Below are 20,468 nucleotides of genomic sequence, written 5' to 3'. Positions count from 1 at the left end.
CGCCTACCCCTGTCCGCCCAGTACGGAGCCGAACATGCGCGGGGCCGGCGGGCATGCCGCGGCCTCGGCGCGTGCGCCGCCCTCATCGTTGCTGGATATCGACTCGTGCCAGCGGAGCTGTCCGCTCACATCTCCTCCATCATCACTGGGACGAATTCGGCCTGCTGCTCGGCATGTTGGTCCTGCGAACGGATCATGCCACAGGGCACCGAGGGGGAACTCGCCGTCATCCGAGCCGGCCTGGCAGCCAGCCGGTCCGGCGCGCTGTGCCGCTTGGGCGAAGAGCAGGACGAGGAAGACAGCCAGGTCGCTTCGGCCTTCGATGTACTGGCGGATCACGGTCAGCGCTCGTACCCGCTGCGGTCAGCCGATCGGCTGGTCACCCGCTACGGCGGTACGGCGGGAGCGGGCCAGAGCCAGCCCACCGAGGACCGTGCCGATCAGTCCCACCAGTAGAGCAACAATGCCCCCGCCCAGCCCGTTGCCGGTGCCGAGCCCACCGTCGGCGGTGGCTACCACCAGCGCACCGAGGGCCAGACTGATCAGACTGGCCACCAGGGCAACAAGGGCTCTGCTTCGTGCGTTGCCGGTGCTGATACGGCCGGCGGAGCGGGCCAGCGCCAGCCCCCCGATGACAAGGCCGGTCAGCCCGATGAGCGCGGCCACGGTGGCGCCCAGGCGCCCAGGGGTCATGGTGTAGACACTGGCGGCGATCGGCTGGACGGAGGCGTGCGCGGCCGCCGGTGCCGCAAGCGCAGATGTGACCGGCATGAAGTGCTCCTTCTCGTCCTGCGACTGGGTGTTGCCTGAGCATGTCTGCCGGACCCACCTTCGGTCGTCCGGCGGACGCAGACACTTCGCGCTGCCACCGATGCCTCATCCGGCTGCCGCAGTCGCCGCAGGAGGCGCGAAGGTACTGCGGGTGCGGTAGCGGGCGGCTCGTCAACAAGGGGGACTCGCTCGCGGCGGCAGCCAGCTAGGGTGCGCGCATGAGTGCAGGTGAGTCCGGTGTCCGGGCCCGTGTCGGAGACTGGGTCGTCGCTGTCGGCGTGGCGGCGGCGCTGCTGGTCACCGGGCTGTCCGGGCAACGTCCCGCGACGACCATCGACTTGCTCGGGTATGCGCTGCTGACGGTCGGCGGGCTGGCATTGGTCGCGCGCCGCCGGGCTCCGGTTGCCGTCCTGGCCGCCACTGGGTTGTGCGCGGTCGGTTACCAGGCGGCCGGTTTCGATGTGCCTGCTGTCGCGTACCTGTTCGCGGTGTACGCGGCTGTACGGGCGGGACACCGCATCATCACGGTGGCGGCGAGCGTGGCCATGCTGGCCCTGCTTCCGCTCGCGGCCCTGGCCTCGGGCCTGCACGACACGGGCGAGGCGTTCGCGCAGGCCCGAGGCGCCTTGGAGCTGGCCTGGCTGATCGCGGCCGGCGCCGCGGGTGAGGCCCTGCGGCAGGCCGAGTGGCGGGCGGAGGAGGCCGAGCGCACCCGGGAGGAGACCGCGCGGCACCGCGCCGACGAGGAGCGGCTCCGTATCGCGCGGGAGTTGCACGATTCGCTCACCCACCAGATCTCGGTCATCAAAGTGCAGGCTGAAGTCGCCGTGCACGTGGCCCGCAGGCGGGGTGACGAGGTGCCGGAAGCCCTGCTGGCGATCCAGGAGGCCGGACGTGAGGCGAGCCGGGAGTTGCGCGCGACCCTCCAGGCGCTGCGCGACGACGACGCCACCCCGCCGCGTGGGCTCGACCACGTCCCGGAACTGGTGCAACGGGCGCGTACGTTCGGCCTCGACACAACGCTGACGATCGAGGGACAGCAACACGACGTCCCGGCCGCGGTGGACCGGACCGTGTACCGGATCGTTCAGGAGTCGCTCACCAACATCGCCCGTCACGCGGACGCCACCACGGCGTCGGTCCAGATCGATTGCCGTCCGGACGCCCTCGCGATACGCATCGACGACGACGGCAAGGCGACGGCGGACACTGCCCCGGTGCCCGGCGTCGGGCTGCTCGGGATGCGCGAGAGAGTCACCGCCCTCGGCGGCCGGCTGCGCGCCGAACCCCGGGGCGAGGGCGGCTTCACCGTCCAGGCGGAACTCCCCGTGGACCGGACCTCATGATCCGTGTCCTGCTGGTCGACGACCAGCCGCTCATTCGCAGCGGATTCCGCGCGCTCCTCGACCTCGAAGACGACATCGAGGTAGTGGCCGAGGCCGCCGACGGGAAGGAGGGGCTGGCCCTGGCCCTGGAACACCTGCCCGACGTCGCTCTCATCGACATCCAGATGCCGGTCGTCGACGGCATTGAGGCGACCCGGCGCATCGCCGCGGACCCGGCCTTGGCCGGGGTACATGTGGTCATCCTGACCAACTACGGCTTGGACGAATACGTCTTCAACGCGCTGCGCGCCGGCGCTGCCGGATTCCTTGTCAAGGACATCGTGCCGGAAGACTTCCTGCACGCCGTACGCGTCGCCGCGCGCGGCGACGCCCTGCTCGCACCCTCGATCACCCGCAAGCTCATCAACAGGTACGTCACCCAGCCGCTCAACGCCGGCACTGACACGGGGCTGGCAGAGCTGACCAACCGCGAACGCGAGGCCGTCACCCTGGTCGCGCAGGGCTTGTCCAACGACCAGATCGCCGACCGTATGGTGATCAGCCCGATGACCGCAAAAACCCACATCAACCGGGCCATGGCCAAGCTCCACGCCCGTGACCGCGCTCAGCTCGTCGTCCTCGCCTACGAGTCCGGCCTGGTAGCCCCGCGCAACTGCTCACATCCACGGTCCGGGTGCGGGCCTGCCCGCCGACGATCCTAGGGCGCGCAGATCAACACCCCGCCTTCAAGATCGCTCACGTAACTGCGGCCGGAGTCGCTTTCACGGATCCCCAACAGCGCCTCGGGCGCTGCCGTCAGGCGCCGCTGGGGACCTTTACGGGCGTTCAATGCGCGGGGTCGTGGGGTGTGCGATCGAGTCCGGCTGGAGTACGGGTGCTTCAATCGGCCGGTGAGTGGTTCAGTTGGCCCGGCCGTGCTCAGCGTCAAGCTGAGCGGCGGGCGGTGAGGTGCGCGACGGCTCGCGGTCCCGGAGCAGGGCGGCGATCGTGGCCGGTAGCGTGATCACGGCCACGATCGCCACCGTCATCACCACTGCCGTCCAGGCGTCCGAGGTGCGGCCGGCGAGGCACGCCGTGGCGAGCGATGCGGCCACCACGCCTACGGACTTCGCCGGGCCGAACGGGACCCGGGGTGGGACGGGGCGTCCGGTGGTGAAGCAGCGGGCCCGCCGGGCGCTGCCGAACGCGGCGATGAAGGCCAGGATCGCCTGCCGGACACCGGCCGGCGTGAGCCCTACGAGCATGGTGGCCTCCTCGTCCGGCTTGGCCAGGATGCGGCTCATATGCGTCTTCGGGCGGGAGGGGCCGTTCTGTCGGACGGGCTGGCTGTGCCGGGGCCGAGCAGGGTGGATACGTTGGCTTTCGAGCGTCGTGGCGGTGCGTCTACTGTGGCGCGGTGATGACTCAGGTGATCGTTCTCAATGGTGGCTCCAGCTCGGGGAAGTCCGGGATCTCCCGGTGTCTGCAGGCGGTCCTGCCGGATCCATGGCTGGTCCTCGGGGTCGACACGTTGGTCGACGCGATGCCCGGGTCCATGCAGACATCGGATGCGGGCATCGAGTTCGCTCCGGACGGCGAGGTGATCATCGGGCCGGAGTTCCGGACATTGGAAGCGGCGTGGATCGAAGGTGTTGCCGCGATGGCCCGTGCGGGTGCCCGGCTCATCGTCGATGAGGTCTTCCTCGGCGGAGCGGCGTCCCAGCAGCGATGGCAGAAACACCTCGGCGGCCTGCGAGTGCTGTGGGTCGGTGTCAGGTGCGAGAGCGCGGTCGCCGCAGGTCGTGAGATCGCACGGGGCGATCGGGTCACGGGGATGGCCGCGTCCCAGGCGGACGTCGTCCACCAGGGCGTGGTCTATGACCTGGAAGTGGACACCACGCACGCCGAGTCGATGGAGTGTGCACGGACCATCGCCGCACATGCCGAGTGATCGGCCGCCCGGCTGTCTGCCGCTCCGACCGCAGCGCCGGAACGATCAGGCCGCTGTGGCGGGGCCGTCCTCCCCAGCGGTTGCCCTTCTCACTGCGGATGAGGGCGCGTTGGCATCTTGGGTGCGTTGGCGCGTGCCAAGGAGGTGTTGGCGGGACTACCGAAGGACACGCCGAGCCGAAGCACGTCCCTCGGTCGACGGCCGGCCTCAGCCGGCCGACCTCGGCATGCCCGTCTTCACTGAAACGCCGCCCTGAACAACGGTCATGCGCTTCTGGGACAGCGACTGGTGGTGACACGAGCAGGGACTCCCGCCGGCTTCGAGACGATCTACAAGCGTAGGAGCGAGGTCGAGCGGACGATCGACAGGCTCAAGAACTTCCGGGCCGTGGCCACGAGGTACGACGAGCGGGCCTACGTCTTCCACGGCACCGTCACCGTCGCCGCGATCCGGCTCTGGCCTCGTCCGTGATGCGCCGGATGGAACCTGGCGGAGAGGCGCTCGAAAACCAGTGGAGCAGCGCCGCTGTGCTGCCTTACCGTGCTGCCGAGCCAAGTTGTCCAGGCAAGGACGAGCCGTTGTACACCCTGTGAGACCTCCCGAGAGCTGATGTGTCGCGCGTCGCGCATGTGCGCCGTGCTCCTTTTTGCTGCGGACTTCTCACTGAAACCGGTGTACTTCTGTGCTCAATAGCTGGGTGGTCATGCCCACCTGCCTGCCGACCGTTCTCCGCCGTTGCCATGCGTGCGCGTCCGAGCGCTTCCGGGCAAACGGTAAATTTCGCGTCAACGCAAACCACAAGCTCCTCGACGCCTGGCTCCTTGTGCTCTGTACCGCTTGCGGGGACACGGTAAAGCTCACGGTCCTGGAGCGGATGAATGTGCGCTCCGTACGGCCTGAGCTGCTGGACCGGCTGCATGGCAACGACCCTGGTCTGGCAGCTGAGCTGCTCCAGGATCCGGTCGTGCGGCGCCGTAATCGCATCGCTCTCGACTGGGACAACGCCTGGCGCCTCGACACCGGCGGATCGGATCACCTGGACCGCGAGGTGATCGACGTCTCGGTCCGCTTTGCGGCGCGGATCCCTGTCCGGCCGGTGCGACTGATTGCTGAAGGTTGCGGTCTTTCGCGGGCCGAGGTCGAGAGACTGATCACGGAGGGGAAACTCGTTTCGGCAGTCCGGCTGAGTGGCAAGCTCTCCGCCGACTTCACCTTCATGCTCAAGCGCTGAGCCCTCCTCGGGACCAGGGGCCTGTCCGGCAAGGTTCGCCGGTCAGGCCCTAACCCTGTCCGCCTCCGTCCACCGCCACGCAGTTGCCAGTCCGGAAAAGCCGGAAAAGAGAGGGGAGACGAAGCTCGCGAGGAGGCGTCGTCCAGCAGTAACGTCAGGCCCGCGGGTATCCGACCGGGTCCTCCGGCGTGAGCTCGAGGTCCGGGGCGGGGACGTTCTCGGCGAAGTGGTGTGGGCTGCGGCCGGTCTTACCCACATGCGGGGCTGCCGCCGGCCAAGAAAAACGCTTGGACTCCGCGGGCGCTGTCGCGGAACACTGAGGTTCCGGGCCCGGCCTCCCCGTACTCGCACGTCTGCGTCGCCACGAGCTGCGCGGGGGCCCTGCCGCCGTGCCCCACCTGTCGCACGAGGACCCGAGCGACGCACTTACTCGAACGGAAGCTCCGCGCGGCCACTGAGGCAACGGCCTCACCCCGCAGAAGTACGAGGCGGGCTGCCGCACGACCACACAGGGGTGGTATGGGATCGCCTGAATCGCGCGAAGCGCCGGGCAGGGGCTCGGTGCTCCTCGCACTTCGTCACTACGGACGGGAGTTGGCCAGGCTCCGGCGGCTGACGGTGCCCGCGATGCTGTTGCCGGCGCTGGGCAACATCGGCATTGCCTACATCGCGCCGCTGGTCGTCGCGAAGCTCGTCGGCCGAATCGCCGGCGACGCCGACACCACCATCGGCTCGATGCTGCCCTACGTCCTTGCCTTCGCGGGAGTGCTGCTCCTCGCGGAGACGCTGTGGCGTATCGGCCTGCACTTCCTGAACCGCCTCGATGCCCTCGGCATCGAGCACCTGTACGTGATCGGCATGGACGAACTGTTCGCCAAGGACACCGCGTTCTTCCACGACAACTTCGCCGGGTCGCTGACCAAACGGGTCCTGAGCTTCGCCTCCCGCTTCGAGGAGTTCGTCGACACGCTGACGTTCTCGGTCGTGGGCAGCTTTGTGCCGCTGGTGTTCGGGTCGGTGGTGCTGTGGCGCTACGAACCGCTGCTCGTTGTCGGGCTGTTGGCGATGATCGCGCTGACGGCGCTGTGTGTGGCGCCCCTCATCCGTCGCCGCCAGTCGCTCGTCGACCAGCGCGAGGAGGCGATCGCCCGGGTGTCGGGCCACGTCGCCGACAGCCTGATGAACATGGACACGGTTCGGGCGTTCGCCGCCGAGGAACGCGAGGCCGCCGAGCACCGGTCCCGCGTCGCGGAGTCGCGGCGGCTCTCGTTGCGTTCGTGGGACTACGGCAACCTGCGCATCGACACGCTGGTCGCGCCGATGTCCGTGCTGACCAACGCGATGGGCCTGCTGCTCGCGGTTACTCTCGGCGGGGGCGCGCACGGCGTGGAGGCGGTCGTTGTCGCCTTCACGTACTACACCAACGCCACGCGGATCATGTTCGAGTTCAACCAGATCTACCGCCGCCTGGAGAGCTCGATGACGGAGGCCGCGCAGTTCACCGAACTGCTCCTGACGCCGCCGACCGTGCTCGACCCGGCGTCGCCGGAGCCGCTGCTGTCCCGGGCCGCCGATGTCCGCTTCGAGCAGGTGACCTTCGCCCACGCGGGTGCGGAACCGCTCTTCGAACGCCTCGACCTGGCCGTGCACAGCGGTGCGAGGATCGGCCTCGTCGGCCGGTCCGGCGGTGGCAAGACCACGCTCACCCGGCTGCTGCTGCGGATGACGGACATCGACGCCGGCCGAATCCTGATCGGGGGTCAGGACATCAGCACGCTGCGTCAGGCCGATGTGCGCAGCCTGATCTCCTACGTGCCGCAGGATCCGGCGATGTTCCACCGCACGCTGCGGGACAACATCGCTTTCGCCCGGCCGGACGCCACCGACGCCGAGATCCGCCGCGCGGCCGAGGCGGCGCACGTCACGGAGTTCGCCGACGCGCTGCCGGACGGCTTCGACACCATGGTGGGCGAGCGCGGGCTCAAGCTGTCCGGCGGACAGCGCCAGCGGGTCGCCCTCGCGAGGGCGATCCTGCGCGACGCGCCGATCCTGCTGCTCGACGAGGCGACCAGCGCCCTGGACTCCGAGAGCGAGATTCTCGTCCAGGAGGCGCTGTGGCGGCTCATGGACGGTCGGACGGCGCTCGTGGTGGCGCACCGGCTGAGTACGGTCGCCACCATGGACCGGCTCGTAGTCCTGGACCGCGGACGGATCGTCGAGCAGGGCACGCACCAGGAGCTGCTCGCGTCGGACGGCGCCTACGCGAAGCTGTGGCAGCACCAGTCGGGCGGCTTCCTCGACGACACTCCCGCGCCGCAGGCCGACCGGCACTGAACGCGAGCCCGGTGGCCTCCGCGGGGCAACGTGCCGGCTTCCCAGAAGGGTGAAGCGGCTGTCTCTCCCGACGCCGCCGGGGACTGACCCGCTGCCTTGACGGACCGGAAATCCACTCGTATGCGGGGACCGTGCGCACGGCGGGGGCCGGGACGAGTCGTCCCGGCCCCTCGTCGGGTTCGCTGGGCGGGGACCGTCAGAGCCCGGTCAGTACGGTGCGGTAGCCCGCCGCCAGCGCGTGCTCCTGCATGACGACATTGACAGCGGCCATCGGGAGGTCCGGCGGAACCTGGATGTCGGCGGTGTCCAGCGCGGCCACGGTGAACACATAGCGGTGCGCAGTGTCCCCGGGCGGCGGGCACGCCCCGCCGTAGCCGGTCATCCCGAAGTCGGTCCTGCCGAGCACCGAGGGAGCGGGCAGACCCGGATTGCCCGGCGTTCCGGCGCCTTCGGGCAGCGAGGTCGTGCCGGCCGGGATGTTCCAGACGGACCAGTGCCAGAATCCACTGGAGGTCTTGGAGTCCAGGTCGAACAGCGAGATCAGATAGCTCTTGGTCCCGGCCGGCGCCCCGGACCACCGGATCGCGGGCGACTTGTTCCCGCCGGTGCAGCCGCCCCAGTCGAGCAGGTTCTCCTGCCCGAAGGTCCCGCCCGGTGGAATGTCGGGCAGGGTCACGGAGAACCTCGGGAGGGACGCGGGGAGCGCCGGGCGCTGAGCCACCGTGAGGACATCATCCTGGTGATGCCGTGTCCCGGTGGAGGGTTGGGCCACGGCGAACGTGGTGACGAGGGAGGTGGTGGCCGCGACCGCCAGGGCGGTGATCGTCCGTTTCAAGCGCACGTCTGGTCCTTTCCGGCGTGAGTCCGTTGTGGCGGTTAGCCTGCCGGAAGCCCGGGGCTTTCCGCTGCCCAAAGTTGAGCGGCGCCCCGCGGCACACCGTGCGCGGGGCCGTACACCGCCGTCCGCGTCTCCCCGGCGGGGCCCGTCCGTCACCGCTACGCTGTCGGGCGCACGCCGAGGTTCCCCCTTTCTTGCGGACAGGTGGTTGGATTTTGCTGTACATCGCGTTCTTGCGCGGGATGAATGTGCCGGGCCGTTCGGTGAAGATGGAGTACTTGCGCAGGCTGTTCACGGACATGGGATTCGACTCCGTGCGCAGCTACATCCAGAGCGGGAACGTCTTCTTCGAGTCCGACGAGACCGACCGTGCCGTGCTCAGTACCCGGATCGGTGACCATCTCAGAGGGACGCTCGGCTACGAGGTCGCGGTCTGTCTGCGTACGGTCCCGGAACTGGAGGCGCTGATCGCGCTCGACCCGTTCAAGGACGTCACGGTCACCCACGACATGCGCTGCTGCGTGGTGTTCACGACCGAGCGGATCGATCCGGATCTGGCTCTGCCGCTGATCTCCCCGAAGAAGGACATGGAGATCATAGGCAGCACTGCATACGACGCCTTTGTCGTCTGGTATCTGATCAACGGCAAGGCACCCGCGGCCAAGGGCTTTCAGGAACGCGCGTTGGGCCGCGACGCGACGACGCGCTACTTCCACACCGTGGTGAAAATTCTCGACGCGGCCAAGAAGGGCGCGTCCTGACGCTCAATACTGGGCGGTTCTCAAGGCCGCCCATCGCCTAGAACAGGTTCAGCCGACGAGAGGGCAGCTACCCATGACCGTCACCGAACCCACCCCGAGCGTGACCGGCCCGACGCCGACCGCTCTGGACCAGACCTCGCTCCCCATCGAGGAACTCCTGCACTCGGCCAACGCAGGGATGATCATCCACCGGACCGGCCAGCTCGCATACGAGTTCTCGACCGAGGGCCGGCAGTGGAGCGTCGACCTGCTGGACCACATAAACAAGGCGCAGCTCGGCGTCTGCACCACTTTCTGCTACGAGGAGGTGTTCGGCACCCGCGACCGTCTTCACTGGCTGATCCAGATGAAGGCACCCAACGACTACAGCAAGCTCCTCGACATGGTCGAGCACGACGACAAGTACCTCGACATCGCGACCAACGAGGACCGTCTGCCGGAGGCCAAGGGAGGCGGCAACTGGGAGCGGATGTTCACCTACGGTTCGCTCCAGGAGCGGATCATGCTCGGCCAGCACGGACTGATCCACGACGACCATTCCCATGAGGACACCGGCACGTTCGTTCCGCCCGCCGGGGCGCAGCTGAGCCAGCCGGCCGAGCTCCAGCTGAACTCGGCCAACGCGGGTGCGATCGTCATGCGCAGCGCGGAGGTGCTCTACGAATTCCGTGAAGAGGGACGCCAGTTCGCGTTCAACTGGCAGGGCCATGTGAACCGGGAGCTGGCCGGACGGGTCACCTCGCTGCTGTACGAGGAGACCTTCGGCCAGCAGGACCGTATCCACTGGCTGATCCACCTGCGCACCCTGGAGGACTACCGCGCACTGGCGGAGTTCGACCGTTCCAGCCGCACCGCCGAGGAGGTGTACGGTGCCGAGCGCCTGCACCCGAGCAAGGGCGGCGGCAAGTGGGACCGGCTGTTCCGTCCGGCGAGCATCAAGGACACCCTGCTGATTCCGCATCAGCGCACCACACCGCTGCGCTGAGCGGGCGTCGGCCGAGCCCCGTGGGCCCGTACACCTCGGTGTACGGGCCCACGGCGCTGGTCTGGCGGCCGGACCTCTCAGCGCACAAGAAGCTCGAAAGGCACCGCGGACTGGAGTCCGGCACGGGCCCCGGTCGCGGTGAGATATCCGGTGAGCGGCCCCCGTACGTCGGCGAACCGCGGTCCCAGCGCCGCCAGATACGCGGCGTGCGCCTCCACCGAGGCCACCGCGCTGTCGAGATGGCCACCGACATCCGCCGCGTGGGTCGGAACGGGCGACGAGGCGATGGCCACATAACGGACCCCCGCCCACGGTTCGAGGTCGAGGTCCGGGAAGATCCAGCGGTTCCCCGCGTCCCCCACGGCATCCAGGACCGCGCGCCCGGTGTTGCGGTGATCGGCCATGTTCCAGCCACCGCCGATGGCCCGGTCGTGGTGGTTGCAGGTGATCACCAGCTCCGGCCGGTGCCGACGGATCGCGGCGGCGATGTCGCGGCGCAGTGCCGGCCCGTGCTCGACGGACCCGTCGGGGTGGTCGAGAAACTCCACCGGTGCCGCGCCGACGATCCGCGCACTGGCCAGTTGCTCGTCGGCCCGCACCTTCGCGGACTCGGCGGGGCTCATGCTGTCGATGCCGGCCTCTCCGTGGGTGACGAGTACATACGCCACGCTCTTTCCGGAGGCGGTCCAGGCAGCGACGGCGCCCGAGGAGCCGAACTCCATGTCGTCCGGGTGGGCGACCACCGCGAGCGCCCTGCTCCAGTCGTCGGGCATCGGTTCGAGAGTGTCGGCCATCGTGTTCTCCATCCCTGGGTGTGGGTGGTGCGACGGTCCATGTAATCGACCCGTCGGTCGTGCTCTCTGCTCAGATTTGGGCAGGCGGTACGGATCGCCGTCGTTACTGTCGGGCCCTGGAGGTGGCCGATGAAGCCGACGGAACTGACCACCCTGGTCCGTGACCGGCTCGCCGATGTGATCGGAGTGCCGGCGGGGGACATCGCTGATGGTGCGCCGTTCGACGACCTCGGTGTCGATTCCATCCTGCGGATGGAGCTGGTCCGCTCGCTCAGCCAGGACCTCGGGGTCGAGTTGCAGGCGGCCGAGGCGTACGACCACGACACCGTCACGCTGCTGGCGAAGCTGTTCGCGGAAACGGTGGCGGCGCGGGACGCCGTGACCGGTGGGCCGAGCGCACCGGAGACCGGGCCGCCGGACGGACCGGTGGCGGCAACGGTGGCCGAGCCCGGGCCCCGCGCCGGCTATCGCGCCGAGGAGCCGACCGGTGCCGGATCCGGCGCTGCGGACAGGGACCTCGCGGAGGAACTAGCGGCGCTGGCCGCCGAGGTCACCGGCCGGGCGTTCGACCGGGACGTCGCCTTCGCCGACAACGGGTTCACCTCGTTCGACATGCTCCGGATGATCAGCGTTCTGGAGAAACGCCTCGGCTCGCTGCCCAAGACGCTGCTGTTCGATCAGCCGTCGGTGGCCGGACTCGCGGCTCACCTGGCCGACGGATACGGCCTGATCACCCTCGGCGCGGCCGACGGCGCCGGTGGCGGACCGGCGGGCAGCTCACCGCAGCCGCTGGACGAGGTCCGCCCGGCGGCCGACGGCGAGCCGGCCGTCCTCGTCAAACGCGAACTCATGGACCAGCCCGCCCTGGCCGCTGTCCTGGAAGATCTCCACACACGGCATGCGGTGGAGAGCGGTCTCGCCGGACGGGACATCGCGCCCCTGGCCTTCCTCGGCTCCCGCAGGTCGGCCTACTTCAACTTCTCCGAACGGGACGGAAACCTCTTCGCCTGGAGCTACGTCGGCAGCGACGAGAACTTCGCCCCGCTCGCGGCCGAATATGTGGCCTACGCGCGGAAGAACGGGCTGAAGGCCAACTTCCTCGCGCTGATCCCGCTCGCCGAAGCGGGCGGTGTCCCGCTCACCGCCACGCCGTTCGGTGCGGTCCAACGGCTGGAGAACCTCGGTTCGTTCAGCCTGGACGGCGGGCCCATGTCCCGTCTGCGCTATCTCGTCCGGCGCGCCGAACGGCTGGGGGAGTGGCGCACGGTCGAATACCGCAGCGGCAGCGATCCCGCCACCGACGGCCGGATCGCATCGATGATCGACTCCTGGACTGGCAACAAACAGATGACCAATCCGTATGTCTCCGTGGTCAAGGAGGAGATCCGGTCCGGACAACTGGCCCCGCGCTACCGCCCGTTCCTCACCCATCTCGATGACGAGCTGGTCAATGTCGTGATCGTCACCGATCTGCCCGCCGCCAACGGATACCTGCTCGACCTGGAGTTCTATCCGCCCGAGATGCCGCTCGGCGGACTCGACCTGGCGATCGTACGGATCATCGGGCAACTGGTCGCGGAGGGCTGCGACACCTTCAGCTTCGGTGCCAGCTTCGGAGTGAGCATCGCCGATTCGGCGACCAGCGAGCCGGAGGTCGAGCAAGGCCTCAGCGAGCTCCGGTCCGCCGGGATCTTCGGTGAGGGGAACTTCCAGTTCAAGAACAAGTTCCGGCCGCTCAACACCCCCATCTACCTGTGCCGTCCGGCCGACGAGGAACCCACGTCCGTGTCGGATGTGATCCTGATGATCGCCGACCCCCGGCTCACTCCCGCCGCCACCGGGATCACGGCCCCCGCCCAGCAGACGGACCCGGATCCGCAGTGTCGTCCGCGGAGCGTGCGCGTCGAGGATCCCGTGCCCGGCCCGGTGGCCGAACGCGAACGGCTGCTCGCCGCACACCATCACAACACCGCACTGCTCCCGGCGGGCTTCCCCGGCCTCGATCTCGCGGCCGGTGCCTGGTGGTACGACGGCGACGGCGGGGACGCTCAGCGGATGACGGAGCTCGCGGCGTGCGCCGTCGGTGAGACGCCCCCGGACTGGATTCCGCAGCCCCACATCACCCTGTTCGCCTCGCGCTCGGCCGCCCTCGCCGCGCTGGGCCGCTGCCTGCCCGGACCCCGGCCGTACATACGCGTGACGCCCGCACCCGGGGACGGCCCGGAACAGCTGCGGGCCGCGCTCGCCGCGGCGCCGCCGGACAGGGTGGCGGTGCTCGACGCCACCCGGCTGCTGGAGTGCTCCGCCGGAGCCGAGGACGTGTCCGCGAGCCTCACCGTCCTGCTCGGCACCGCCGATGTCGCGGTGCTGTCCCTGCCCGCGGAACACGGTGTTCCCTACGGTGCCCTACTGGCGTGCCGCGACGCCGCCCTGGCCGGACGGATCGACGAACAGGTCCTGTTGTACGGCGAGGGGCTGAGCCTCGGCGCCCGCCGGATCGTGTGCGCGGCGCTCGCGGACCTGGGGGCGTCCGCCGCGCGGGTGGCACGGCGGACCGCTGCGGTGGCCCGGCTCGGCGCCCGGCTGTCCGACGCCGGGCTGCCCGTCCTCGACCCGGGCCACGGCCACCAAGTCCTTCTCGACCTGGGGAAACTGGCACAGCTGAGCAACCACAGCAACCGGGTCGTCTCCGCTCTCGTCTGGATCTACCGGGAGACGGGCGTCAGGGCCGGACCCGTACCCGGCGACGACGGTGACCGGCTCGTGCGTTTCGCGGTGCCCCCGGAGCTGCCGGCGGCCCGACTCGACGCCGCGGCCGACGCACTCGTCGCCCTGGCCACCTCGACCACGCCTGTGCCGGAGCTGATGGCGGTGGACGGCGAGGGTGGCTTCCATCCGCGCGATGCCGTTCCCGAGGACATCCAGCAGGAGCTGGAAGAGGGATACGCGCCCGGGGACGACAACGGTGCCGTGCTCCGTGAGCGGCAGCCGGACGTACGACGTGAGCTGCTGCGGATCGGGGACGCCGATGTCGAGGTGTTCATCGCCGGCTCGGGCCCCGCGCTCCTGCTGATGACACCGTTCAACATCGGTGCCGGAGTGTTCGCGGAACAGTTCGCCGCGCTGGCCGACCGGTACACCGTGATATGTGTCCACCACCCCGGTGTCGGGGCGTCGACCGTGGGCTCCGAACTGAGCCTGCCCGGCATGGCCAGGACGGACCTGTCCGCCGTCCGTCGGCTCGGCGTCACCGGACCGGTGCACGTGGCCGGGTCCTCGTTCGGCGGGCTGGTGGCCCTCACCTTCGCACTCGAACTCCCCGACGACACCGCGTCACTGACCCTGATCGGCAGCTCGGCCACCCTCAACAACCGCGAGGGCGAGATCAACCGGCTCGACGTGGTCGCCGACCGGGACCTCTCGTACGCGGCCGAGGGCAGTGGTTCCCGCCGGCTGCGCCGCGAACGCGAGGCGCACCGCGCCCACCTGCTGCGCTCCGAGAGCATGGCCCCCTACAGCGGGCTGCGCTACCTCGATGTGTTCGCGGCAACGCCCGATCTCGGGCCCCGACTGGCCGACATCGCCGCACCGGTCCAGATCGTCCACGGACACTGGGACACCGTCGTCCCGATCGCGACCGGCCGTCGGCTCCATGCGGCGATCCCCGGCTCCCGCTTCCACGAAATCCGTGACGCGGGCCACTTCCCGGCGGTGACCTGTGCCGCGGCACTCAACGCCGTACTGCACGGGTTCCTCACCGTCGCCGGACGCAAAGGCAACGCAGATGAAGGATGAGACGGGCACGCCGGGGCTTCCGGGCTGGGCGTCGCCGCGCATTCTGGACCGCAGCACGGTCAGCCGGGATGTCACCGTGGCCCCGGGCATGTGCGGCACCGGTCTGTTCGTGGGGCAGCTGGGGGACTGGACCTGGGAGGCGGTGAGCGCCCTGTGCGGAGTCGATGTGTTCGCCGCCAGGAACCGGCACGGTGAGCCCGCCTATCTGTCGTTCTACTACTTCCGGATCCGGGCCGGGCGCCGCTTCCATGTGGGCGCCCTGAACTTCGGCGACCGGCTGCGGGTGACCTCCGGTCTGTTCAACTACGGAAGTGAATCGGTGCTCGCCCTGCACACCGTGCGCAGGCAGGACAGCGACACCTCGGTGGACGAGGGCCCGTTCGACCCCGAGGCGTTCTACGCGGGCAAGGACGAGGACTGCCTGTACGTCGAGAACTTCAACCGCTGGATCAGCCGGGGGCGCACCGGCAGCAATGAGGACCTGGTGCGCTCCTCGCCCCCCGACTTCCACTACGCCGAACTGCCCCGGCTGCCCGCCCCCCACTCACCGCGAGCCGACTACCGCAATGCCCGGACGAACCGGACCTTCCTCGACGGGGAGCCCCCCGGGAGGCTGCCGACCGGGCCCACCCGGCTGACGTACGCGGTCGACGCCACCCGTGACATCAACGGAGTCGGGCTGCTGTACTTCGCCTCCTATTTCTCCATCACCGACTGGGCCCTGCTGCGCCACTGGCGCGGGCTCGGCCGGGACGTCCACGACTTCATGGGCCGTACGGTCCTGGACCAGCGGATGTGCTACCTCGGCAACGCGGACCCCGAAGCCGAACTGGCCGTCGAGGTCACCGGCTGGGTCCGCCCGGGCACACCCCACGACGAGATCGTGACCGTGGTGCTGGAGAACACCGGCACCGGCCAGGTCATCGCCGTCAGCACCCTGCACGTCACGGCGGAGGGAACACAGTGACCAGGGACGAGTTGCGGAGCCTCGTCCATGAGGCGATCACGGACATCCTGCCGAACGTCGCCCCCGAGCGGATCACCGACGCGGCGCATCTGCGGGACCTGGGGGCCGACTCGGTCGACCGTGTGGAGATCATCATCTCCCTCCAGGACCGGCTGGGCATCGACCGGCCGATGGCGGAGTTCAGTGACATCCCGGATATCGGCGCGCTCGTCGGATTTCTCTGGAAGGTGAGGCAGCAGTGATCGGCATCGAGGCACTCAATGTGTACTGCGGACCCGCCCGGATCCCGGTCCCCGTCCTGTTCGAGGGGCGGGGCCTCGACCCCAAGCGGCTCGGGAACCTGCTGATGGACGAACGGGCGGTGAACCTGCCGATCGAGGACACGGTGACCAATGCGGTCAACGCCGCCGCGCCGCTGGTGAGGGCTCTCGACGACGAGGCGAGATCACGCATCGAGATACTGATCGTCTCCACCGAGTCGGGCGTGGACTACAGCAAGTCGGTGAGCTCCTATGTGCACGAGCAGCTGGGGCTCAGCCGCAACTGCCGCATGGTGGAGGTCAAACAGGCCTGCTACGCGGCCACCGCCGCGCTCCAGCTCTGCGCCGGCTATCTCGCCTCCGCCGCCTCGCCCGGCGGCAAGGCTCTCGTCATCGGCAGCGACGTGGCACTGGTGGACGCCCGCGCCGAGTACGCCGAGCCCGCCACCGGCGCGGGCGCGGCCGCCGTACTGATCAGTGACGAGCCGCGGATACTCCGGCTGGACCTCGGCGCGTTCGGTACCTACGGCTACGAGACGCTCGACTCGGCCCGCCCCGGGCCGGAGTTCGACATCGCCGACTCCGACCGATCCCTGTTCGCCTACCTCGACTGCCTGGCGAACTCCTACCGCGACTACACCTCCAAGGTGGAGTCGGTCGACCTGCGCAAGACCTTCGGTCAGCTGGCCATGCACACCCCGTTCGCCGGCATGGTCAGGGCTGCCCACCGCAAGCTGATGCGTGACAACACGGACGCGGCGCAGCCCGAGATCGCCGAGGACTTCGAGCGCCGGGTGATCCCGTCCCTCGTCTACCCGCGCCAGGTCGGCAACCTCTGCTCCGCCTCGGTCTATCTGGCCCTGTGCAGCCTCATCGACTCTGCCGTGGACACGGCGGACATGCGGGTCGGGCTGTTCTCGTACGGCTCGGGCTGCGCCTCGGAATTCTTCAGCGGAGTCCTCGCACCGGGCGCCGCAGCCGAACTGGCCGCGCTGCACATCGGTGAACGGCTGAGCGAACGCGTCGAGTTGACCTTCGGGGAATACGAGGCGCTGCTCACCGAGAACTCCCGGTGCCTGACTCCCGTCGCCCACCGCACCACGGACCTGGACCGTTACGGCCCGCTGGCCCGCAGGGCGATGGGCGACCGGAACATGCTCGTTCTCACGGGTGTCGAGGACTACCACCGCACCTACGCCTGGCTGCCGGACGACTGAGACCGAGGCCCGTCCGCCCCATCCGTTCCGTCCGGCCCGGCCGACTCGTCCAGAGCGATGGCACGGGCCGGGCACATCGTGACGGCCTCGTAGACCCGGTCAGCCAGTTCCGTCGGCGGACCGGGGTCGAGGAGTACCACAAAACCGTCTTCGTCCTGGTCGAACACCTCCGGGGCCGCCCATGCGCAGCGGCCGGCTCCGACGCAGCTCTCCTCATCCACCTGTATACGCATGCGGCCAGGCTAGGCATCCTGTCGAGTCTCCGCTGAACAGGATTGAGCAGGTTTTCGACACTCGAACAAAGTGCTCAATCTTGAGTGGCTGGCGGGTTTCCTCCCGGGTCAGGCTGCGCACTGTCTCAGATACGCCTGGGAGAGGTGACAACGGTCGTGCCGGATTCCTACCCGATGAACCGAACGTGCCCCTTCGACCCCGCACCAGAGCTCGCCGAACTACGCCGCCGGCCGTCCATCTCGCGGGTGCGGCTGGACTTCGACGACAGCATGGTCTGGCTGATCACCAAGTACGAAGATGCCTGCACCGTACTGCGCGACACCCGGTTCAGCTCCGACTTCACCCGACCGGGGTTCCCGGCCCGGCTGACGTCCCGCCCGCCGGGGCCCGGAACGTTCATCAGGATGGACCCGCCGGACCAGACCAGACTGCGCGGCCTGCTGGTGCCGGAGTTCAGGCTGAAGCGGGTCCAAGAGCTGCGCCCGATGATCCAGCGGATCGTCGACCGGCTTCTCGACGAGATGATCGCCAAGGGCTCGCCGGCCGACCTGATCGAATCCTTCGCGCTGCCACTGCCGTTTGTGATCATCACGGAACTGCTCGGCGTCCCCGACGAGCACCGGGAGTTCTTCTACGAGACCACCAACATGATCGGCGACCAGAGCATCAGCACCGCCGAGCGGATGACGGTGCGCACCAAGCTCAGGTCGTTCCTGGAAGAGCTCGTCAGCAGCAAGGAGGCACACCCCACGGGCGATCTGCTCAGCCGGATCCTGGAACGCCGCGAAGGCGCCGAGGTCAGCCGCGAGGAGGTCATCGGCATCGCCACCCTGCTGATGGTCGCCGGGTACGAGACGGTGGCCAGCCAGATCGGTGTGAGCACGCTGGTGCTGCTCCAGCACCCGGAGCAGCTCGCCGAGTTGAAGGCCGACCCGTCCCTGATGGACGACGCCATCGAGGAGCTCGTGCGCCACCAGACCGTGACCGATTACGGTGCCCGGCGCGTGGCGACCGAGGACGTGCGGGTAGGTGGAGAACTGATCAGGGCGGGCGAGGGCGTCCTGGTGGTCCTCGGCTCGGCCAACCGCGACGAGTCGGTGTTCGCCGACCCCGACCGGTGGGACATGCACCGGGGGGCAAGGGAGCACCTCGGCTTCGGCTTCGGGCCGCACCAGTGCCCGGGGCAACTGCTCGCACGCGCACAACTGGAGATCGCGCTCAACACCTTGTTCCGGAGGCTGCCCGATCTGAAGGTGGCCACATCGATCGAGGAGGTTCCGTTCCGTGGAGACATGTTCGTCTACGGCGTCCACCGCCTGCCCGTTACCTGGTAACGAGCAGGCCGGCCCGGTTCCTGCCGCATCTGTCCCGCAGTACAACGACGTACGGAAGGAGTCAGAAAAGTGTCGATAGCCCCGAACACCCAGGACTCGGCCGACCGCACCGCCCTGCACCAGGCGGCTGCCGCAGGCGATGACGTACTTCAGTCCGCGAACGCCGGAGTCGTCGTCGAGCGCACCGCGGTGATCGCTGCCGGACTCGCCACCGAAGCCCACCTGTTCGCCCGCCAGCTCACGGAGGCGATCAACAAGGGCAACCCCGGGACGGCGACCGCGTTCGTGTACGACGAGACGTTCGGTGTGCAGGGGCGCCTGCACTGGATGATCCATCTGCGCTCGATGGGCGACTACGAGCGGATCATGCGGACCGCGGCGACCGGACCCGAGCCGTGGAGCCGTCTCTTCGTGCCCGGCAGTGTCAAGGACCGCGTCATGTTGCCCCAGTTCTGGGGCATGTACAACACCAGCGCGGAAGGCGACCTGGCCAAGCAGACCGCCGTCTTCCAGGGCACCGAACGCATCACCGGCCTGCCCCCCGCCTACCAGCAGACCACGATCCCGCTCGACCGGCTGCTGAACTCCGCCAACTGCGGCGTGCTGATCCACCGCACCGGAGTGCTCGACTACGACCTGCGCTCCGAGGGAAGGCAGTTCGCCCGCGAGGTCGCCGAATCGATCAACAGTCATGTCGGTGACGACGTGTCGGTATTCGTGTACGAGGGTGCCTTCGGCCCCGCCGACCACCTGCACTGGCTGATTCACATGCGGTCCATGGACTCGTACTTCCGGCTGCTGGAAATGCACGTACGGAACGAGGACGTGCGTGATCTGTACTTCCGTGAGCTGATTTCCGCCGAAAAGGGTGGTGGCACCTGGGCGCGGATGTTCCTCCCGGGCACTCTCGTGGACACCGCGATGACGCCACAACAGTGGCATCCCGATTTCTGACCCGTGTCGGCCGATGGATTGGGGAGTACGGGGGAGTAATGGCCCTGAGCGTCGCGGAACACAAGTGTCTTACCGACCAGATCGGCGCGATCTGTCGCCGTGAATGCATTGGTGCCACACCGATCAGGGTGCGGCGTAGATCCAACATCTACAACAGCGGGCAGGCCGATTCCCATGTGTACTTCGTGGAAAGCGGCCGGGTGAACCAGATGATGTTCTCCCCGGACGGAAAGGTCTGCCTGCTGTCCGTGCACGGCCCCGACGAGATATTCGGTGAGGGCTGCCTGCTCGAACCCGAGCAGCAGGCCACCGCGAGCGCGATGAAGGACACGGTGCTCCGAAGAGTGCCGGCCGGCAGATTCCTCGCCGCCCTGGGCGAGGAGGGACTTCTGGAGGCCTTCATCCGGTACCTGGTCAATCAGATGGCCGAACAGCAGCAGGTGATCCTCGGTTTCGCGACCATGGACAGCAAGCTGCGACTGGCTACCGCACTGCTGCAGCTCGGCCGCAAGTTCGGCAGGCGGCACCCGCAGGGCCTGTGCATCTCCGAACGGCTCACCCAGGAAGAACTGTCCGAGATGGTGGGGACAACCCGGTCCAGGGTCGGATTCTTTCTGAAGGGATTCGGAGCGGTCGGCTTACTCAACTTCGACCGCAATGGATTCATCGTCGTCGACGAGAAGCGACTGGCGAACTATGTGGGCATCTCAGCCTGAT

At 68.7% G+C, this 20,468-nt stretch carries 20 protein-coding genes and 1 pseudogene; 15 read left to right on the top strand and 6 right to left on the bottom strand.

Annotation, left to right across the window (positions count from 1 at the left end):
• Positions 1 to 3: 3 nt before the first annotated feature.
• Positions 4 to 129, bottom strand: coding sequence for a hypothetical protein (locus OG395_RS11045; protein ID WP_327242742.1), 126 nt, complete (start codon positions 127 to 129; stop codon positions 4 to 6).
• Between the two features lie 234 nt (positions 130 to 363).
• Positions 364 to 771, bottom strand: a complete 408-nt coding sequence (locus OG395_RS11040; protein WP_327242741.1) for a DUF6223 family protein — start codon at positions 769 to 771, stop codon at positions 364 to 366.
• Between the two features lie 218 nt (positions 772 to 989).
• Here OG395_RS11040 and OG395_RS11035 point away from each other — a divergent pair, with 218 nt between their 5' ends.
• Complete coding sequence (locus OG395_RS11035) at positions 990 to 2,117, top strand: sensor histidine kinase (protein ID WP_327242740.1); 1,128 nt, start codon at positions 990 to 992, stop codon at positions 2,115 to 2,117.
• The gene (locus OG395_RS11030; RefSeq protein ID WP_327242739.1) at positions 2,114 to 2,818 is read left to right on the top strand and encodes a response regulator transcription factor; all 705 of its coding nucleotides are present in this window, start codon (positions 2,114 to 2,116) and stop codon (positions 2,816 to 2,818) included. The genes OG395_RS11035 and OG395_RS11030 overlap by 4 nt, the downstream gene beginning before the upstream one ends.
• A gap of 198 nt (positions 2,819 to 3,016) precedes the next feature.
• Here the strand turns inward: OG395_RS11030 and OG395_RS11025 are convergent, their stop codons facing one another.
• A complete protein-coding gene (locus tag OG395_RS11025; protein WP_327242738.1) occupies positions 3,017 to 3,400 on the bottom strand; it encodes a hypothetical protein in 384 nt (127 codons plus the stop codon).
• Positions 3,401 to 3,516: 116 nt separating this feature from the next.
• On the opposite strand from OG395_RS11025, the gene cpt reads away from it, so the two are divergent.
• From cpt to OG395_RS11005, 4 genes and pseudogenes are all read left to right on the top strand, one after another.
• Positions 3,517 to 4,047 (top strand): chloramphenicol phosphotransferase CPT, encoded by a 531-nt coding sequence (gene cpt, locus OG395_RS11020; protein ID WP_327242737.1) that lies wholly within the window; start codon positions 3,517 to 3,519, stop codon positions 4,045 to 4,047.
• 303 nt (positions 4,048 to 4,350) lie between these two features.
• Positions 4,351 to 4,518, top strand: a pseudogene (locus OG395_RS11015) (transposase); the annotation flags it as partial.
• Positions 4,519 to 4,729: 211 nt separating this feature from the next.
• Positions 4,730 to 5,278: a DUF1062 domain-containing protein gene (locus OG395_RS11010; protein WP_327242736.1), complete on the top strand. Its 549-nt coding sequence runs from the start codon at positions 4,730 to 4,732 to the stop codon at positions 5,276 to 5,278.
• Positions 5,279 to 5,797: 519 nt separating this feature from the next.
• On the top strand, positions 5,798 to 7,612 hold the full coding sequence (locus OG395_RS11005; RefSeq protein ID WP_327242735.1) for an ABC transporter ATP-binding protein: 1,815 nt from the start codon (positions 5,798 to 5,800) through the stop codon (positions 7,610 to 7,612).
• A 196-nt stretch (positions 7,613 to 7,808) separates the two neighbouring features.
• On the opposite strand, the gene OG395_RS11000 is transcribed toward OG395_RS11005, so the two are convergent.
• Positions 7,809 to 8,453, bottom strand: a complete 645-nt coding sequence (locus OG395_RS11000) for a YbhB/YbcL family Raf kinase inhibitor-like protein (RefSeq protein ID WP_327242734.1) — start codon at positions 8,451 to 8,453, stop codon at positions 7,809 to 7,811.
• A 212-nt stretch (positions 8,454 to 8,665) separates the two neighbouring features.
• Between OG395_RS11000 and OG395_RS10995 the strand changes: the two genes are divergently transcribed.
• Both OG395_RS10995 and OG395_RS10990 read left to right on the top strand, forming a co-directional pair.
• On the top strand, positions 8,666 to 9,211 hold the full coding sequence (locus tag OG395_RS10995) for a DUF1697 domain-containing protein (RefSeq protein ID WP_327242733.1): 546 nt from the start codon (positions 8,666 to 8,668) through the stop codon (positions 9,209 to 9,211).
• A gap of 73 nt (positions 9,212 to 9,284) precedes the next feature.
• On the top strand, positions 9,285 to 10,196 hold the full coding sequence (locus OG395_RS10990) for a DUF6039 family protein (protein WP_266978202.1): 912 nt from the start codon (positions 9,285 to 9,287) through the stop codon (positions 10,194 to 10,196).
• A gap of 77 nt (positions 10,197 to 10,273) precedes the next feature.
• Here the strand turns inward: OG395_RS10990 and OG395_RS10985 are convergent, their stop codons facing one another.
• Complete coding sequence (locus OG395_RS10985) at positions 10,274 to 10,990, bottom strand: PIG-L deacetylase family protein (RefSeq protein WP_327242732.1); 717 nt, start codon at positions 10,988 to 10,990, stop codon at positions 10,274 to 10,276.
• A 129-nt stretch (positions 10,991 to 11,119) separates the two neighbouring features.
• Here OG395_RS10985 and OG395_RS10980 point away from each other — a divergent pair, with 129 nt between their 5' ends.
• Genes OG395_RS10980 through OG395_RS10965 form a run of 4 tightly spaced genes read left to right on the top strand, consistent with a single transcriptional unit; the run spans position 11,120 to position 17,229 of the window.
• Positions 11,120 to 14,785 (top strand): alpha/beta fold hydrolase, encoded by a 3,666-nt coding sequence (locus tag OG395_RS10980; protein ID WP_327242731.1) that lies wholly within the window; start codon positions 11,120 to 11,122, stop codon positions 14,783 to 14,785.
• Positions 14,775 to 15,752: an LnmK family bifunctional acyltransferase/decarboxylase gene (locus OG395_RS10975; RefSeq protein ID WP_327242730.1), complete on the top strand. Its 978-nt coding sequence runs from the start codon at positions 14,775 to 14,777 to the stop codon at positions 15,750 to 15,752. The genes OG395_RS10980 and OG395_RS10975 overlap by 11 nt, the downstream gene beginning before the upstream one ends.
• A complete protein-coding gene (locus OG395_RS10970; protein ID WP_327242729.1) occupies positions 15,749 to 15,994 on the top strand; it encodes an acyl carrier protein in 246 nt (81 codons plus the stop codon). The genes OG395_RS10975 and OG395_RS10970 overlap by 4 nt, the downstream gene beginning before the upstream one ends.
• Positions 15,991 to 17,229 carry a hydroxymethylglutaryl-CoA synthase family protein gene (locus OG395_RS10965; protein ID WP_327242728.1) on the top strand — a complete coding sequence of 413 codons (1,239 nt, stop codon included), beginning with the start codon at positions 15,991 to 15,993 and terminating at the stop codon, positions 17,227 to 17,229. The genes OG395_RS10970 and OG395_RS10965 overlap by 4 nt, the downstream gene beginning before the upstream one ends.
• Here OG395_RS10965 and OG395_RS10960 read toward each other — a convergent pair.
• Positions 17,205 to 17,462 carry a ferredoxin gene (locus OG395_RS10960; protein WP_327242727.1) on the bottom strand — a complete coding sequence of 86 codons (258 nt, stop codon included), beginning with the start codon at positions 17,460 to 17,462 and terminating at the stop codon, positions 17,205 to 17,207. The two genes, OG395_RS10965 and OG395_RS10960, sit on opposite strands and share 25 nt — an antisense overlap.
• A gap of 174 nt (positions 17,463 to 17,636) precedes the next feature.
• On the opposite strand from OG395_RS10960, the gene OG395_RS10955 reads away from it, so the two are divergent.
• From OG395_RS10955 to OG395_RS10945, 3 genes are all read left to right on the top strand, one after another.
• Entirely contained in the window at positions 17,637 to 18,797 is a 1,161-nt protein-coding gene (locus OG395_RS10955) for a cytochrome P450 (RefSeq protein WP_327242726.1), read from the top strand.
• Positions 18,798 to 18,866: 69 nt separating this feature from the next.
• Positions 18,867 to 19,751: a DUF6039 family protein gene (locus tag OG395_RS10950; RefSeq protein ID WP_326793240.1), complete on the top strand. Its 885-nt coding sequence runs from the start codon at positions 18,867 to 18,869 to the stop codon at positions 19,749 to 19,751.
• 128 nt (positions 19,752 to 19,879) lie between these two features.
• Positions 19,880 to 20,467, top strand: a complete 588-nt coding sequence (locus OG395_RS10945) for a Crp/Fnr family transcriptional regulator (RefSeq protein ID WP_327242725.1) — start codon at positions 19,880 to 19,882, stop codon at positions 20,465 to 20,467.
• Position 20,468 lies beyond the last annotated feature (1 nt).

The sequence above is a fragment of the Streptomyces sp. NBC_01320 genome (assembly GCF_035974375.1).
GTDB lineage: Bacteria > Actinomycetota > Actinomycetes > Streptomycetales > Streptomycetaceae > Streptomyces > Streptomyces yanii.
This window is presented reverse-complemented; position numbering and strand designations above follow the sequence as displayed.